The 16,357-nt window shown below is 39.5% G+C and carries 18 protein-coding genes; 10 read left to right on the forward strand and 8 right to left on the reverse strand.

Annotated features, from left to right (window positions below):
* Positions 1-21 precede the first annotated feature (21 nt).
* Entirely contained in the window at positions 22-1,347 is a 1,326-nt protein-coding gene (locus BM383_RS17505) for a thioredoxin-like domain-containing protein (RefSeq protein WP_093026453.1), read from the forward strand.
* A 27-nt stretch (positions 1,348-1,374) separates the two neighbouring features.
* On the opposite strand, the gene BM383_RS17510 is transcribed toward BM383_RS17505, so the two are convergent.
* The 5 genes from BM383_RS17510 to BM383_RS17530 form a co-directional block, all read right to left on the reverse strand.
* Positions 1,375-2,433 (reverse strand): hypothetical protein, encoded by a 1,059-nt coding sequence (locus BM383_RS17510; RefSeq protein ID WP_093026454.1) that lies wholly within the window; start codon positions 2,431-2,433, stop codon positions 1,375-1,377.
* A gap of 74 nt (positions 2,434-2,507) precedes the next feature.
* Positions 2,508-2,762, reverse strand: a complete 255-nt coding sequence (locus BM383_RS17515; protein WP_093026455.1) for a DUF6520 family protein — start codon at positions 2,760-2,762, stop codon at positions 2,508-2,510.
* Between the two features lie 65 nt (positions 2,763-2,827).
* The gene (locus BM383_RS19135) at positions 2,828-3,274 is read right to left on the reverse strand and encodes a MauE/DoxX family redox-associated membrane protein (RefSeq protein WP_093026456.1); all 447 of its coding nucleotides are present in this window, start codon (positions 3,272-3,274) and stop codon (positions 2,828-2,830) included.
* A gap of 85 nt (positions 3,275-3,359) precedes the next feature.
* Positions 3,360-4,301: a helix-turn-helix transcriptional regulator gene (locus BM383_RS17525; protein WP_093026457.1), complete on the reverse strand. Its 942-nt coding sequence runs from the start codon at positions 4,299-4,301 to the stop codon at positions 3,360-3,362.
* A gap of 67 nt (positions 4,302-4,368) precedes the next feature.
* The gene (locus BM383_RS17530; RefSeq protein ID WP_093026458.1) at positions 4,369-4,746 is read right to left on the reverse strand and encodes a DUF7793 family protein; all 378 of its coding nucleotides are present in this window, start codon (positions 4,744-4,746) and stop codon (positions 4,369-4,371) included.
* A gap of 194 nt (positions 4,747-4,940) precedes the next feature.
* Between BM383_RS17530 and BM383_RS17535 the strand changes: the two genes are divergently transcribed.
* The 9 genes from BM383_RS17535 to BM383_RS17575 all read left to right on the forward strand — a co-directional run bounded on the left by BM383_RS17535 (position 4,941) and on the right by BM383_RS17575 (position 13,877).
* Positions 4,941-7,379 (forward strand): aminotransferase class I/II-fold pyridoxal phosphate-dependent enzyme, encoded by a 2,439-nt coding sequence (locus BM383_RS17535; RefSeq protein ID WP_093026459.1) that lies wholly within the window; start codon positions 4,941-4,943, stop codon positions 7,377-7,379.
* A 41-nt stretch (positions 7,380-7,420) separates the two neighbouring features.
* Positions 7,421-8,263 (forward strand): RteC domain-containing protein, encoded by an 843-nt coding sequence (locus BM383_RS17540; protein ID WP_093026460.1) that lies wholly within the window; start codon positions 7,421-7,423, stop codon positions 8,261-8,263.
* A gap of 370 nt (positions 8,264-8,633) precedes the next feature.
* Positions 8,634-8,924 (forward strand): helix-turn-helix domain-containing protein, encoded by a 291-nt coding sequence (locus BM383_RS17545; RefSeq protein ID WP_093026461.1) that lies wholly within the window; start codon positions 8,634-8,636, stop codon positions 8,922-8,924.
* Positions 8,912-9,490 (forward strand): hypothetical protein, encoded by a 579-nt coding sequence (locus tag BM383_RS17550; RefSeq protein WP_093026462.1) that lies wholly within the window; start codon positions 8,912-8,914, stop codon positions 9,488-9,490. Before BM383_RS17545 ends, BM383_RS17550 begins: the two co-directional genes overlap by 13 nt.
* The gene (locus BM383_RS17555) at positions 9,487-10,149 is read left to right on the forward strand and encodes an ATPase (protein WP_093026463.1); all 663 of its coding nucleotides are present in this window, start codon (positions 9,487-9,489) and stop codon (positions 10,147-10,149) included. Before BM383_RS17550 ends, BM383_RS17555 begins: the two co-directional genes overlap by 4 nt.
* Before the next feature lie 81 nt (positions 10,150-10,230).
* Positions 10,231-10,908 (forward strand): response regulator transcription factor, encoded by a 678-nt coding sequence (locus tag BM383_RS17560; RefSeq protein WP_093026464.1) that lies wholly within the window; start codon positions 10,231-10,233, stop codon positions 10,906-10,908.
* Positions 10,905-12,182, forward strand: coding sequence for a sensor histidine kinase (locus BM383_RS17565; RefSeq protein ID WP_093026465.1), 1,278 nt, complete (start codon positions 10,905-10,907; stop codon positions 12,180-12,182). Before BM383_RS17560 ends, BM383_RS17565 begins: the two co-directional genes overlap by 4 nt.
* A gap of 76 nt (positions 12,183-12,258) precedes the next feature.
* Positions 12,259-12,705 (forward strand): PepSY-like domain-containing protein, encoded by a 447-nt coding sequence (locus BM383_RS17570; RefSeq protein WP_093026466.1) that lies wholly within the window; start codon positions 12,259-12,261, stop codon positions 12,703-12,705.
* Complete coding sequence (locus BM383_RS17575; protein ID WP_093026467.1) at positions 12,705-13,877, forward strand: porin; 1,173 nt, start codon at positions 12,705-12,707, stop codon at positions 13,875-13,877. Before BM383_RS17570 ends, BM383_RS17575 begins: the two co-directional genes overlap by 1 nt.
* Positions 13,878-13,980: 103 nt before the next feature.
* Here the strand turns inward: BM383_RS17575 and BM383_RS17580 are convergent, their stop codons facing one another.
* The 3 genes from BM383_RS17580 to BM383_RS17590 form a co-directional block, all read right to left on the reverse strand.
* Complete coding sequence (locus BM383_RS17580) at positions 13,981-14,268, reverse strand: type II toxin-antitoxin system RelE/ParE family toxin (RefSeq protein ID WP_093026468.1); 288 nt, start codon at positions 14,266-14,268, stop codon at positions 13,981-13,983.
* Positions 14,261-14,500: a ribbon-helix-helix domain-containing protein gene (locus BM383_RS17585; RefSeq protein ID WP_093026469.1), complete on the reverse strand. Its 240-nt coding sequence runs from the start codon at positions 14,498-14,500 to the stop codon at positions 14,261-14,263. The genes BM383_RS17580 and BM383_RS17585 overlap by 8 nt, the downstream gene beginning before the upstream one ends.
* 268 nt (positions 14,501-14,768) lie before the next feature.
* Positions 14,769-15,770, reverse strand: coding sequence for a hypothetical protein (locus BM383_RS17590; protein WP_093026470.1), 1,002 nt, complete (start codon positions 15,768-15,770; stop codon positions 14,769-14,771).
* Positions 15,771-16,357 lie beyond the last annotated feature (587 nt).

The following is a 16,357-nucleotide window of genomic DNA, read 5'->3' on the forward strand; positions in this document are numbered from 1 at the left end:
TCATAATTAAAAACATAACGAATGAAATTCATAGTTAATAAAAAAATATACTACCTCTTAGTACTGTCAAGTTTGCTACTTGGCGGTAGGAGTTACACAATGAATCAGCCGGATCCGTATCCGAAGGTAGGAGAACCCTGTCCGGGGCTTACCTTAGATTTGGAACATTACAAGGTACCTCGGGTGAATACCAAGGATTTTGAAGGAAAATGGTTGGTACTGTTTTTTTGGAGTCGGTATTGCTCGTCGTCTTTAAAGCATTTTGAGGAATTGATGAAAATTGAAGGGACGTATGGAGATCAATTACAAATTATAACCTTAACCCACGAAGGTGAAGGAGAGCACCTAATTGATAGCGTATATCGAAAAACCTATGGATATACTTTTCCTGTGGCTTATGATGAGAAAGCCATTGATACCTTTGGAATAGCAACCTTTTCGTATGTAGTGGTAGTCGATCCCACAGGAATGATTCGAAATATCAGTATGGATTTGGATATGCCCGGTATGCAGGCTATTATGGAGGGAAAGAAACCCGCCTTGGGAAACCCCAAAAATCGTAGTCAACAAGAAGCTTCGTTGCATACGTATGATTTAGAAACTCCTTTTTTGGTTAATGGAAATGGAGGAAAAGATACCGATTTTCTATATCGTTCGGTGCTCAGTAGGTGGAAGGATACTATCAAACCTTATGGCAATTATAATTTTTCGTTTGACAAAACCAAAAGAGAAGTATTTGTATCCTGTGCTGATCTATCTCGTTTATATCGGGTTGCTTATGGTCCTATAGAACCAATGTATCCACCACATCCTACTTATTGGGAATATTGGTATCGTCCGGAGTTGGAGGGGATTAGTGATACGACCGCCTTTGGATGGGATTATACCAAAACGCCGGATTTGTATGTGTACAGTTTGGTGGTGCCTGATGGCACTATGGAACTTGTTGATATACAAAAACTCATGCAGCGAGATTTAAAAAATTACTTCGGATATCAGGTAAAGGTAGAAACCCGTTCCATGCCTTATTGGAGTTTAACGGCCTCCAAAGAAACCGAACGCTTACTCAAAAGTTCCGGTGGGATTACCCACAGTGAAGGACCGAGTATTGTGCACTATACCATGATTAATAAAAAAGTAGCTGATTTGTTAAAGCTGATATGGGGTTATCATCAAGAGGGACCACCTTTTGTAGATGAAACCGGTATTACTTACAATATTGATATTACGCTGGATGGTATTTTTAATGATTTGAAATCCATACAAAAGTCCTTAGCTCGGTATGGATTAGCTTTAACCTTGAAAGAACGCGATATTAAAGTTATTGTTATTAGCGCCCCTGAATAGTTGTTCTCTATTGCAGTCCCCCTGTATTTACAGGGGAGGCTGTTGAGGAAGATGGATGGTATAACAGACCAGATCTGAACCAAACAAAGCATACAGTTGTTGGCCTACTATGTATAAATAACTGATGGATTGCCGATTATGATTAGGAATATAGCCGCTATATAAATAATGACCATTATTTAAGTCGTAAAGATCAATTACTGATAAGCTGGTCAGACTCATATGCTCTTCGTTATTGGATTTTAAGGCTGAATGTACAAATAATATTGAATCTGTAACCGCACTGTTTTTATTGACTACCAGGGGTGGTTTGGCAAACTTGGTTTGATGGTTGGGTAGTTTTACCAGTTCCATTTGCACTTTGGTAATAGTATCAATGGTATGATAGGTTTGGGTATGGGTAAAGGTTGTATCTGATAGTACGATAGTGTTTCTATAACGGTATACATACACAAGTTGGCGCGTTGTAGGGGTAATATGCAGTTGTCCATCCATATCAAAGAGCCCGTCTTGTTGTTTGGTAAGCAGGTGAGGGGCTGTTTTGATATTCGAAGGTTGGAGTTGTTTACGGGCTAGCCTACTTTGAGAGCCATCATAGATCTTTAGCATCAAATGGTTCGAACTATAAGGTTTTGCTTGTTGAAAGTAAGAGAGGGTATCCATTACATATAACGTACGTTCTTTGACAGTACCGGACAAGATAAGCGGGGTATGTCCTTCGGTTAGAAAGAGTTGGTTTTCTAATACATAAAGTCTTGCATTACCAATTGAAAAAGGAATGTTGGGAAGAGTTAGCTGGTTATGAATGGTATCTAGTGTAGTTAATGCTAACCCCAGCATATGGCTAGGATCGGTGGTATTGCCAAAATATAGGGTGTCTCTATAATATCCTGCCGGATAGTAGCTGTTGTATCCTACATCGATAATGGTATCTGGAGAAAAGAGATGGGGTGGATAGTACCGAACAAACCCTTGTGCTTGATGGCGGTTAAGAGTGGTGATTTGGAAGAGTGCAATCATGGTTATGGTAGCCAAACCCAAAGTGCTTAGAATCAATAACAGTGTTTTTTTTAGTGATGTTTTCATAAGATGTAGGTTTTGTTTTAAAATGAAAACTTCCGGGATTACCGGAAGTCATCACATAAGAAATTTAATTGTCATTAAGGCTTTCTATATTCTGTTACACAAACTGAAGGGTCATTTCCTTTACGGCTAACAAAATAGGTGATTTCATCGACCGTACAGATATTGGCATGTTCTGTACCACATTCGATTGGTACATCGGTTAGTTGACAACTGGTCGCCAACTGTGCATAGCCTAATAAGGCATCGTCTTTGTTTGCTTTGGTTGCAAAGGCGGCACCGAAGGCTAATGCAAAGACTCCGGTGGCCAGAAATAAACGTGACTTTTTCATAAGTACAAAGTTTTAAATGATTACCTACTCTGTTACAGGTTTTCGGTTTCCCCTGATCTATAGCGCTATGTATATTGTGAGTCTTTATATTGTAATTGCCATGGTGTTTTGATAAGGATTGCGAGTATGGCCAAGCTTATAAATACAATGTTAACTAGGAGATGGGTTTTCCACCCCATATTTTCTAAGATACCTCCGCAGGAACAGGGAATGAATTCGCTGTAGTTTAGGATTTGGTAAATGTATACCGTAAAACAGCTCATTAAGAATAAGGATCCATACAAGCTAATGGTTTGTAGCGGTTTGATGAAAAGTCCTAATGCGAATAGTAATTCGAGTATCGGAATACCAATCGCTACTAGGGGCGCTATCGTCGTTAGTATGGGGGATTGTTGCAATTGTACCCGAAACTGTGCATAGTCCATCAGTTTGGTGATGGCCGCATAGGAAAATAACAAGGCATAGGCAATCACGATACTTGTTCGTATGATATGTAATCCGTTGTTTTTCATAGTAAATGAGTTGATTTGGAATCATTTGCTGTAAAATTACACAGGTGGAATTATCTCTTTAGGAGCATTGTTTACCTAAAAAGGATTAATTGAACGGAGGTCGTTTTTCCTTGCGATACACACTCGGAGGCATCTGGTAATGTTCTTTGAAGACTTTGGAAAAGTGAGGAGCGGTTTTGTAGCCTAGTTTTTTAGCAATTTGCTTCATGGACAAATTGGTATCGGTTAGGTATAGGGCGGCTCTTCTCAAACGGAGTTGTTTTTGGTATTCATGTACGGTGGTATGGTACATTTGTTTGAAATAGCGCTTTAATTTGAATTCATTGGTACGTACCAAACGAGCAAGTTCGGTTAAGGAAATCATATGATCTTCCACATGTGCTTTGAGGTAGGTGGCAGCTGCTTCCAGTTTTTTGCGGTCTTCTGCAGGAATGGAACTGTTGTTGGCAAAAGTAAAGGGATCCCGTGGAAGTAGTACGCTGTCTTTGCGAACTACTTCCATAAAGGTAATCACAAGGAGTGGGCGTTGCGCTGGGGTGGTCAGCCATTGTAAGGAGCCGGACAGTTTTAGGTGGAGCCCATTCCCGGCACGGAATTCCAGTGGACAAATCAAGATGTCTTGTGGAGTACTTTTGAGTGCTTCCATGGTTTGTTGATACAATGGGAGACTTTCCGGAAGGAGTAGGTCTTGCAGGTTGGTGCCTATGAAAACTTCTGGGGGATAGTGTAATAAGGAAGGGATTTGTGAAGTTACCTGTTCTATGTGATGGGATGCATTCAAGATCATGGAACCGATGGCTATCGGGATAAAAGGGCTTTGCGTGTTTTGGAAAGCATCCCGTTGTACAAAGGCGCGTAATTCTTCATTGAGCATATTGAGTAGCGCACTGATGCCACTTAAGCAGTCTTTTTTGGAAGCTATTTTCATTTCATACATCAAGTTGCCTTGTATCATTTCCAAAAGCATGGCATGTAATTGCTCCATACGATGCTGGTGTGCTTGATTTTTCATTTTTCTTTTACGCATAGGTTTCCGTATTAAAAAGTGAATACTTTAGTGATACGGGTGAATGGATAGGAAAAAGGGACTGGGATTACCTAAAGGGTTGCAAAAATGCGATGGCTTCTGCCCGGTTGCAAAAGGTTTGGGTAGGAATGGGGGGAGCGCTTGATAGGGTAAATACTTCGGAAATCGCATGGCTTACCGGCGTTGATACCACCAGTGCCAAGGCTTTGATCCCTGTAGTCCCTTCTATGGCCATATAATCTCGAACCTCTTTACTGGCTTTAGCGATTCCTGAAATGTCACAATATACCGGCATGATGCGATTCATTTGCAAGGTGAGCCGTTGGGATACGACCCACTGCGCAGCACTGAGATTCAGGAGGAGTTTCTTTTGATAGATACAAAAGAGAATACCTTCCTGAATGTATAGTTCAGCTACAGTATGTTGTGGATTATGTAATGACATATGTAAGATTTGGTTTATAAAATTAAAAAGTTTCTATGAAAAAGTCAATTTTACCTATTTTTTTGCAAACAACTCTTACCGAAATGGTATAAAGGTTTACCGATTCGGGATTAATTCTATTTTTTGAAGTCATTTCCCTGTAAATACCCCTAAATTTTAGCGTTCAAAGTATTAGGAATGTAATCAAGAGGATCATGGCGAAGGTGAAAAACAATAATTTTTTAGATACGGTACATACGGTATTTTCAGAGGCGCGTAAGCAAGGTGCCTTGCATTTGTATGCGGAAGATTTGGAGTTGAACGGCGTGACGTTGACGATTGATGGAAAGGAGTTGGTACAATTTGGATCGACCGGCTATTTGGGGTTGGAACAGGATCCGCGCTTGAAGGAAGCAGCGATGGCAGCCATTCATCACTATGGAACTCAGTTTCCGTTATCCAAGAGTTATGTGTCGCATCCACTCTATGAAGAATTGGAAACGTTGGTTACCAAGATGTATGCTTGTCCCATCGTGATTACTAAAAATAGTACCTTAGGACATATGGGCGCCATTCCTGCCGTCGTATCGGACAGGGATGCCATTGTTTTAGACCATCAAGTACATTGGAGTGTACAGGCTGCGGCCAAACAGTTGAAGTCTCGGAGTGTTCCTATCGAAATGATTCGGCACAACCGATTGGATCTATTGGAGGAAAAAATCAAACGGTTGGCTTCCAAAGTGGAAAAGATTTGGTTCATGGCGGATGGGATTTATTCCATGTTTGGGGATCAAGTACCGATGGAAGCCTTGACGGAACTGATGCAGCGCTATCCGTCTTTGCATGTGTATGTGGATGATGTGCATGGCATGAGTTGGAAAGGGCCGAACGGAACCGGGTTTATACGAGAACAGTTAGGAACGTTACCGGATCGGGTGGTGTTGACAGGGACTTTAGGGAAAACGTTTGGTGCTGGAGGTGCTGTCATTGCTTGTCAGGATTCCGAATTGCAACAGAAAATAAAAACCTTTGGAGGACCGCTTACGTTCTCAGTGCAATTGGAACCGGCAACCGTAGGAGCAGCTATTGCTTCGGCAAAGATTCATTTGAGTGCTGAAATTTATCAGTTACAGCAAGCATTACAAGCCAACATTCAATATTTGTATAAGCTCTTGATGGCCACGGATATCCCTTTGGTGGCCCATCATCAAACGCCCATTTTTTATATAGCTGCAGGCATGCCTATTATGGGATATGAACTGATTCGACGTATGAAAGAAGACGGGTTTTATATCAATATTGGTATTTTTCCTGGGGTACCGATCAAACAGACAGGATTGCGCATCACGGTTTCTCGATTGCATACCAAAGCGCAGTTGAAAGCATTGGTGGAAGCTTTGGAATACCATTATCCTTTGGCGTTAACTGCTACCGGAGTGACGCAAAATGAAGTGCGCAGCTTATTTCAAATGCCTTTACTAAAAAATACCGTTAAGAAGGAGGTAAACCCCGACCAGGTGGGGTTACAGGTGACCGTAGTAAATTCCATTTGTAAAGTGGCTCCTGATCTATGGAATACGACCATGGGAAAACGTAATGTATTTGATTGGCAAGGCATGCAATTTTTAGAGGAAGTGTTTTCAGGTAATAAGCGCCAAGAGCACAATTGGTCGTTTCAGTATGTGTTAATAACGGATTCGGAAAACGTTCCTGTGTTGGTCACGTTCTTATCCAAGGCACTTTGGAAGGAGGATATGTTATCGCCGGCCTCGGTATCGGAACGGGTGGAACTGAAACGGTTGGGGGATCCGTATCTGATGACTTCACAGGTGGTTTCCATGGGATGTCCGTTTACCGAAGGAGCGCATTATTACCTACATCATCACCATCCGAAGCTCATGGAAGCTTGGAAGCAGTGTTTGCGTGTGGTCTCCCAATGGAGCGAAGAAGCGGCGTGTCGTATGGTGGTTTTACGGGATTTTGATACCGATACGGTGTATCAGGAGTATTTGTTACAACAAGGGTTTGTTCCCATAGCGATGCCGGAATCTACTACGATCACACTGAATGTAGGGGAGACGTTACAGGCGTATTTTGAACGGTTATCGTATCGATCTCGGAAGCATTTTCGTAAGGACATTGTGCCGTTTTGTGAGCATTTTGAAGTGTTGGTACAGGAGCGTTTGGATGAAAAGGAACAGGCGATCGCCTCGGCCTTACTGGAAGCTGTTCGGAAGCGAAATGTAGGGCTGAATACCTTCTCGTTTCCTGAGCCATTGATCCCTGGCATGAATGCACATCCCCATTGGGAGTTTATTACATTACGGTTACTTCCAAAATATCATGAAGGAGACCAAGGGTTATTGGTAGGCGTGATGTTTGCGTATAAGAATCAACAACATACCTATACTCCGGCTTTTATAGGCATGGATTATGCCTATACGGAAGCACATCAAATTTACCGTCAATTGTTGTTTCAAACCATTGTACGAGCGCACGCCTTGGGATGTCGGCAAATTGATTTTGGATTGACAGCCGGCTTTGAAAAGAAGAAATTGGGAGCTCGCATTCGAGCGCAACTGGCATTTGTACAGACCAAAGATAATTTTATAGTGGATTGGCTAGAATTGATGCAGCAAAATACCCTGCTGTAATCAGTAAGTACGAATGTTGAATCCAGTAGCCATGATGATGTATGAAGAAGCGATGCCAAGAAATATTACACCAATTTTATACCCAATTAGATGGAATTGTACAGACGGAGTTGATTGCCTTAGAACAAACGCAACCGGGAATTGAGTTATGTCATCATACGTTATGGGAACTCCGGCAATTACTTATGTTGTACCCGAAATTGTCTCAAGAAGATGAAATCTACTTTTTTAAGCATATCAAACCCCAACCCTTACAGCATTTGATCTACTTCTATGAAGTACGCAATTGTTATTTGCAATTGCCGAAAGGGGCGGTCAAACGTCAATTGGATTTTTTAAAATTTCGATTGTTAGGCATTTCGGAGTCTATGAGTATGCACCGTGATTTTCTATTTTACATGGAACAGCAATGTACCTTTCAGGATCAGCTGTATTTTGTACGGAAACCAAAGGTCGTCATGCCGCTCATACCGGAGTTGATGTTTTATGTGGACCCTGATTTTGCAAGTTCTCATGATGTGTTGTGGGCACGATTGCTAGCCAAACAAAAGGAAATGTCTTTTTTACAACAGTTGAAACAGCGTCTCAAACAACAACAGTATCCTACAACTTCCGCTATTCACCTTCCGGAACTGCATTGGACGGCTTCCAAAACGGCTTTGGTAGAACTTATTTATGCACTGTACAATGCCCATGCGATTAACGATGGGGAAGAGGACATTGCTAAAATTGCTGCCGGTTTTGAGGTGTTGTTTGATGTAAAACTGGAAAATGTCTATAAAACGTATGCAGAAATTAAAGAGCGTAAAGGCAAACGCGCTCGTTTTGTCCGAAAACTTTGGGAAGGATTTATTAAAAAAATGGAGGAGGAAGATGGGTTTTGACACCAACTTCATAGTTAAGTTGTTTTTAATTGTTTTTTTTGAGGTTTAGGCTGGTTGTCTTTCGTTGTGAACCCTTGTCATCACTACATTTTTTTTCCCAGCTGGGAAAGACCTACGAAAACTAAAAATGTACATGTTAAGTTAGCAAAATCGCAATCTTAAGATAGGATTTGCGATTTTTTAATGCTTTTCGATACCGTGAGGTACGAAGTTGTAAATGTTAAATGTTTTTCCCAGCTGGGAACGCATAGGGAAAGAATGTGAATGGGTTTGTGCAGCTTTGTCTTGAAAGTCAAATCTATGGGCAATGCCTTCCCTTTTAAAAAGACGTAACCTGGGAAGGTGTTGCTTTTTTAAAACATGTATTCGTATGGCAGCAACCATTATTACGACAGATGAGCTTCGTGAATTTAAACTAGAATTACTAGAAGCCTTTAAAGAACTTTTAGCACAGCAGGGTGCTATGCAACAGAAAAGATGGATGAAATCCAAAGAGGTCCGAGACCTGTTAGGGATTTCTCCGGGAACTTTACAAAACCTACGCGTGAATGGCACCTTACCGTTTTCGAAAGTGGGTGGGGTCTTGTATTATCAGTATCAGGATGTGATGCAGGTATTGGAGCAGAACCGTGTTGATTCATATGTGGTATGCAAGAGGTAAATTACATTCATCACTTAAATGAGGTTCTGGAATTGTTTTCAAGGGATGGACGATTAAACCCTTCTCATGTGAGTTTGTATATGGCACTCTTCCGATTCTGGAACCTCAATTATTTTAGACCTTCTTTTTTTATTCAAAGAGAGGAGGTTATGGAATTGGCAAAACTCGGATCGAAATCAACCTATCATCGGTGTTTAACGGATCTGAGTAACTGGAGTTATATTCTGTATGAACCCTCCCATAATCCGTTTAAAGGAAGTCGGGTGCATATGTTTGAATTTGATGTAGCAAAGGAGCGGGAGAACTGTCCCAAATCCGAGACAACCGGTGGACAAGAAGTGGACTCAGACTGTCCCGAATCAGAGACAAGTACTGGACAAGCGTTGGTATCTATAAACAAACCTATTCAAACAGTAACAAACAAAAAAAACAGTAACAAACCTAAAAATTGTAAAAATCAAAAAAAATGGAATGCTGGTGAAAAGAAAAACAAACAAAAAGGAAGTGTCCCATATACGGACAACCTCCATACCTGTAACGATAAAAATTATGATGAACCGCTATGAAAGACTATGCACCACATATCATCAAGGAAGGGAACCTGGAATTTCATTTAGGAAGGTTGGAGGGAAGTCGTGTGAACTATGATTTTGAAAAGATCTGGCAATATTTGCTGGTTAAAGGAAAAATGCTGTTTGGGGAGCGTTTTCATTTGTATGAGGTGGACAGGGAAGTGATTTATAAACTGTGTCTGTACATGATTAAAGATGCAGCGAGTTGTAAAAAAGTGGGACTCGATGTAAACAAAGGGATTTTGCTCACCGGGCCTGTGGGGTGTGGAAAGACATCCCTCATGCGATTGGTAAAACACATTGTACCGCATGTCCGCTCGTATGAAGTGATCCCCACCCGAAACATTGTCTTTGCGTTTAATCACATTGGGTATGATACCATACAGCAGTTTGGAAATAGTAAGTTCTTTTGTTTGGATGATTTAGGAGTAGAGCCTACTGGACGGTATTTTGGCAAGGATTGCAATGTAATTGGAGAGGTGTTGTTGTCCCGATATGAGTTGTTTTTAAATCATCAGGTGCGGACGCATGCTACTACGAATTTGAATGCAAAAGAATTGGAAGTACATTATGGGAATCGGGTACGCAGTCGGATGCGACAGCTTTTTAACCTGGTGGCTTTTGATAAGAAGAGTCGGGATAAGCGGAGGTGAGATAAAGTATTATTGAACATGAGAAATGGTATCTTTTGAAATTCCCGTTTCTTTCCCGATTTGTGTTTTATCTTTACCGGTATGAAGATATTGGTGATAGAAGATGAGCCGCAATTATTGCAAAGTATTCAGGAATCTTTGGAAAAGGAACAGTATGTAGTAGCCACTGCAAGTGATTATCCGGAAGCGTTGGAAAAAGTTTTTGTGTATACCTATGACTGCATTCTATTGGATATTATGCTGCCTCATGGCAATGGACTTACCTTGTTAGAAGAGCTTAAAAAAGCCGGAAAAAGTGAAAATGTAATTATCATATCAGCTAAGGATGCTTTGGAGGATAAACTCAGTGGTTTGGCTTTGGGAGCTGATGATTACCTAACCAAACCCTTTCATTTAGCAGAACTCAATGCCCGAGTAAAAGCCGTATTACGCCGCAAAGAGCAACAGGGAAAGCAATTGGTGAGCGTAGCGAATACTTCGCTGGATTTGGAAGAACGCTTATGTTGGGTTCATGAGCAGCTATTGGAGCTAAACCGTAAAGAATTTGATGTATTGCATTATTTTCTACTGAACAAAAACAGACTTATAAGTAAAACAGCATTGGCAGAACATGTTTGGGGAGATCATGCTGATCAATCGGATAATTTTGATTTTGTGTATTACCAAATAAAGAATTTGCGTAAGAAACTACAAGAGGCTGGTGCGGATATACTCATTACCGCCGTATATGGCATTGGGTACAAACTTGTGATATCATGAAGTTACTTAACCGTTCCATTACGTATGTATCCATTTCTATTTTTGGAATTGTCACCATATGGGCAGTTGTTTTTTACATCAACATGCTGAATGAAATTAAAAGCAGTATTGATGAGGGATTGGAAAATTACAAGCGTTTGATTATTGAGAATGCCACCCAAGATTCATCCTTATTGAAAAAAAAGTATTTTGATGAAAGTTTCTTTACCATAACCCCCATCAGTAAAGAAAAAGCATTGGCTTTTAAAGATACCTATGTAGATACTATTTTACTCATGCAGGATGCAGATGACCAGGCTCCTGAAGAAGAACCTGTACGTATGCTTACCACAGCATTTGAAATCGATGGAGGGTATTATGAGTTAAAAGTAGCCAACTCTATGGTGGAAGAAGATGATTTGATTGATGAACTCTTTTGGGATGTGATCTGGCTGTATGTTATCTTAATCATCGGAATTGTCATCATCAACAATGTAGTATTGAAAAAACTGTGGCATCCCTTTTATCAAATGTTACAGCACCTAAGAAACTTTCGGTTGGATAAAACCGCCACAATTCCTCAAGTGAGTACAAAAACACAGGAGTTTCAGGAACTACAATCCGCCTTACAGCTTATGCTACAGCAAAGTGTACGTACTTTTGAACAACAAAAGGAGTTTATAGGGAATGCTTCGCATGAATTGCAAACACCTTTAGCCATCGTCTTGCATAAACTAGAGTTGTTGATTGAAACCGATTCTTTATCGGAGTTACAGGCAGCACACATCTCGGAAATCTATGAGACCATTCAACGGCTTACCCGATTAAACAGATCCTTACTATTACTGACCAAGATTGAAAATAAGCAGTTTGTAACACCCGTTCAGCTAGCTTTTAATAAGTTGGTTAAAGCAAGTTTACAGGATTTTGAGGACATGATTGCCTTTAAAAAGCTTGATGTTGTGCTGGAAGAAGAGGCAGAAATTCTCGTAGCGATGGATGAAAATCTAGCCCATATCTTCGTGTCTAACCTGCTTAGAAATGCTATTTTTCATAATAGTGAAGGAGGGAAGCTTTACATAACTATCAATCCACATAGTGTTACCATTGCGAATACAGGTTCCGATGCACCGTTAGATGAAGAACACATATTTACCCGCTTTTACAAAGGGAATCCCCAAATCAAGCATACCGGGTTAGGGCTGTCTATTGTAAAAGCTATTTTGGAAAGCTATGGCTATTCAATCGAGTATACTTACCAAGATACCTTACACTGTTTTACTTTTAGATTTTAACCTTTCTTTTAGATCAGATTCCCAATTGTTTCCCATTTTAGGTGGTTGCTTTGTCTTATAAATTAATACAATAGATATGAAAAAGCAATTGTTAGGAATCGGATTATTTATAGGATTGTTATGGAATGTACAGGCACAGGAAATTCCTCAGCGTGAAGTGCCCTCAGTAATTGTCAATCAATTTCATCAACAATTTTCCAAAGCGAGTGATGTTGAATGGGAAATGGATGGGAAACTGTATAGTGTAGAGTTTGAAACCAATTGGGGGCTCGATCACGAAGTGTGGTATGCTGCGGATGCTACTATGCAACGCCATAAAGAAGATATCGATGTTACGCAATTACCCAAAGCTGTTGTGAGCAGTATTGAAGAGCAATTTGATGGGTATACAATAGATGATTTGGAGCGTATTACTGAAGGCAAAGAGGTGGTGTATAAAATGGAACTCAAATCAACCCATCATCAGGATTTGAAGGTGGTCATGAATGCAACCGGAAAGGTCTTACTAAAAACCATTGATTAATGCGTATTGGGTGGTTCGTAACTTGTATGCTGGCAATGACGCTCTCGTTGCAAGCACAAGAAAAACAAGAAGAAAAATGGTATGAGCGATTAAGTTTAGGAGGGTATATGCAAGTACGGTATAATGGACTTTTTGAAACCAATCCGGATCTGTATTGTGAACAATGCGATGAGAATTGGGGCAGTGAAGGAGGCGGTCTTTCTTTTCGCCGGATTCGTTTTAAAATTAAAGGACAAATTACACCGCACATATTTGTATATTTTCAACCGGATTTTGCTAAATCTGTAGGGGAAGAACATTTTGTAGGCCGTGTAAAAGATGCCTATGTAGATGTGGGAGTGGATGAAGCCAGTGAATTTCGCTTTCGGATTGGTCAGAGTAAAGTGCCTTATGGGTATGAAAACATGCAGTCCAGTAGCCATCGGATTCCGTTAGATCGGGATGACGCCATGAATAGTGGGATGAAAGATGAGCGAGATCTGGGTGTGTTCTTTTATTGGGCGACTCAGAAACAGCGCAGGTTGTGGAAACAGCTTCGAAAAGCTGGTTTAAGTGGCGGTGATTTTGGGATGTTTGCTTTTGGTTTCTACAATGGACAAACGGCCAACCATTATGATGAAAACAAGGAATTTCATTTGGTGACACGGTTTACATTCCCGATAACAATTGGTAATCAGGTTATAGAACCAGGTATTCAGGCGTATACGGGAAAATATGTAGTTACCGAACATGGGAGTACTATAGAGGTTAATCCTGATGGGTATGTAGATCAAAGAGTTGGCGCTTCTTTTGTTTTATACCCACAACCGTTCGGAATACAAGCAGAATACAACATAGGGAAAGGTCCTGAGTATGATGTAGCAACCCAAAGTATTGCTGTGAAACCTTTACAAGGTGGATATATCACCTGTAGTTATTACATTCATAAATGGGGACAGGACTTTTATCCGTTTGTTCGCTATCAATATTATGATGGTGGTAAAAAGCATGAATTGGATGCGCGTAGTTATGCGGTTCATGATACTGAAGTAGGCGTGGAGTGGCATCCTTTTAAGCATTTTGAATTGGTAACGGAATATACCTTTTCTGATCGCCGGTTTGAGGATGATGTGAATCCCTTTAATCATCAAAAAGGAAGTTTGATGCGAATTCAGGCGCAGGTGAAGTTTTAAAAGATACTCATAGTAATTCTTTGACGGGGATTACTGTGAGTATATTAAAGACTAGCTAAGCGGAGGTAAATCAACTTGTAACAGTTCTTTAAGAACTTCTTTTTTATAGTTTTTCATTTAAATCTTGTCTTCCAACAATGGCCATTATTTCAATAATATTGTCATTTATTCTATAGTAAATGCTATCAGCTCCACATACGCAGCGTCTGTATCCTTTTTTTATATAGTCTACCGATTCGAATGAAAAGGGACGTTCAGCAATCATATCAAAATACTTAAAAAAAGATTCGAAATAGTTGTCCGCTTGGGTCATTCCAAATTTTTGAACTCCGTACTGGTGAATCCGAATTAAGTCATTCTTTGCTTCATTTGTCAATTTGTAGTTAGCCATTTAATAAGGACTTTGATTGGGCTAAAATACTTTCTTTACTATCGTTCGTAAATCCACTATTTTCAGCTGTTTCCAACTTAGCCCTAATCCAATCAATTTGCGCTTGTTGTTTTCGGGCTTGTCTTATTAGGTCGTTAACCAATTCACTCTTACTTGAGTATTCTTTATTCTCCACTTGTGCTTTTAACCACTCATCATTGGGCTCCGTTAATGATATACTTTGTCTAGACATAATTTCATTGTTTGATGTAAATATACACCAAAAACGAATCACTTACAAATAGTTATAACTAGTTTATATTAAGAATAAAGTATACACAATAATGGTTGTTTTTCCAATATATTTCAATTTACCTTAGTCATGACTTAATCGAAGAACTTAAATAAGCTGTGTTAACATCATTTTCGAACCGCCGTATACGCGACCCATACGTATAGTGGTGTGATAGGCTCTCCCTGCTCTTATCTGGCAAGGTAGTCTACTCGATTAGCTGCAGTTTTTATTTTAAATTATCCCAAAACTCTGGTGGATATTGGTCAACATCCAATGCATCTAAATTTATTGACATTCGATTTATATATTCTTTTCTGGTGTTTTTTTGACCATATTTTCTGTCCCGTTCAGCTTCCATTTGTTTATTTCTTTTTTTCTCTCTAATAATTTCTTTTTGAAGCCTTAAATATTCTCTCTCATCATTAATATAATTAAAAAAATCAGCTGATTTTTTATTTTTAGAAGAAAGCAATTCTTCAAAGTTTAAGCTTTTTTCATTTTCAAGAATGTTTTTATACTCGTCGATGAATGTCGGTCCAGTTAGGTCATTTATTTTCAACGAATTTTTATGAGGATGAACTGATGGTGGAATAGACAATTCCCAAGCGAGTCTCCTTTTTGTCCAATTGTAAGAAAGATGATAAGCACAACATAAACTTGAAGGATTTGAAACGAAAGTTTCGATTAAATCTGTTAGACCATAATCATTTTCTATTGATTCTTTCAGAACTCCAATTTTATAATTTATACAATTTAAATTTCCTAATTCTTTGGCTTTGATAAAACTATCCAAAGCTAGTTTGTTTAATTTTAATTCGGAAAACAGTACACCTTGAATGTAGTATCCATAAATACAGTCATTATTCTTTAAATATTTTAAAATTAAATCTAGCCCTTTATTTAAAAGCTCGTTTTGCTTATCTACATCTACGTAGGAATATAGAAAAGCTTGAGTAAAATAATAGTCAAGTGAATTTTCGGAAGCACTATATTTTAGTGTTTTTGAAGGAACGATTTTTTCAAAATCAAACATATAATCATCTTTCCAACCATTTCCGCATTGGCAACTTACCAAATCTAATCCTTGCTTGAAAAATTCAGAAGCTTTTGAGTATTGTTTTGAGTTCATAAATTCAAAACCATGGACAATAAAGGATTTTCCTAGATTTTCTAAATCAAATCTTTTGATTAAGTCAATTTTTATGTTAGGATCAATGATTTCTTTCATAACTATGCTTATTTCAAATGTTTGCTAACGGGTTTGTATATGAAAAGTAGCGGATTTTTTGCACGAACTTTTCGGTTAAACACAGACCTTAAATTTATAAAATTCATTTCGATTTAGCACCTAAACCGCTATTTTTTATATACGTTGTGTGTGCCCAGCATGGGCATCTTTACTATATCGAAGATATAATATTAATCTTGAGGGTGCAAGTCCCTTATGGGCAGGGGTAACGCCTTGAACCATTAGTAAGTCGCAAGGTTGCTAGTTGTGAAGCTAGGACTGAAAGAAGCGAGACTACAAATTTCGGTACTGAGGAACACGAACCATATACCGAGGCTATGAGGTCGGATGAGTAGGCACATAACTGCGAAGTCCCAAATATCTTATATAGATAAGCACCGAAGTAGTAGATATGGCAGGAATCGAAAGAAAGAAGATGTTCTTACCTGGGGAGGTCTCCGCAGCTACGAGTTGGCATAGCGGAGAAGTCAGCAGCGGTCATAGTAGTACTATTTGCTGGAAGGGTACGAAGGACCAAACGAAAATGGTTCTTAATGCGCTATGGAGCATGATGTTGTTAATGGTAG

The organism is Pustulibacterium marinum, assembly GCF_900116665.1.
Classification (GTDB): domain Bacteria; phylum Bacteroidota; class Bacteroidia; order Flavobacteriales; family Flavobacteriaceae; genus Pustulibacterium; species Pustulibacterium marinum.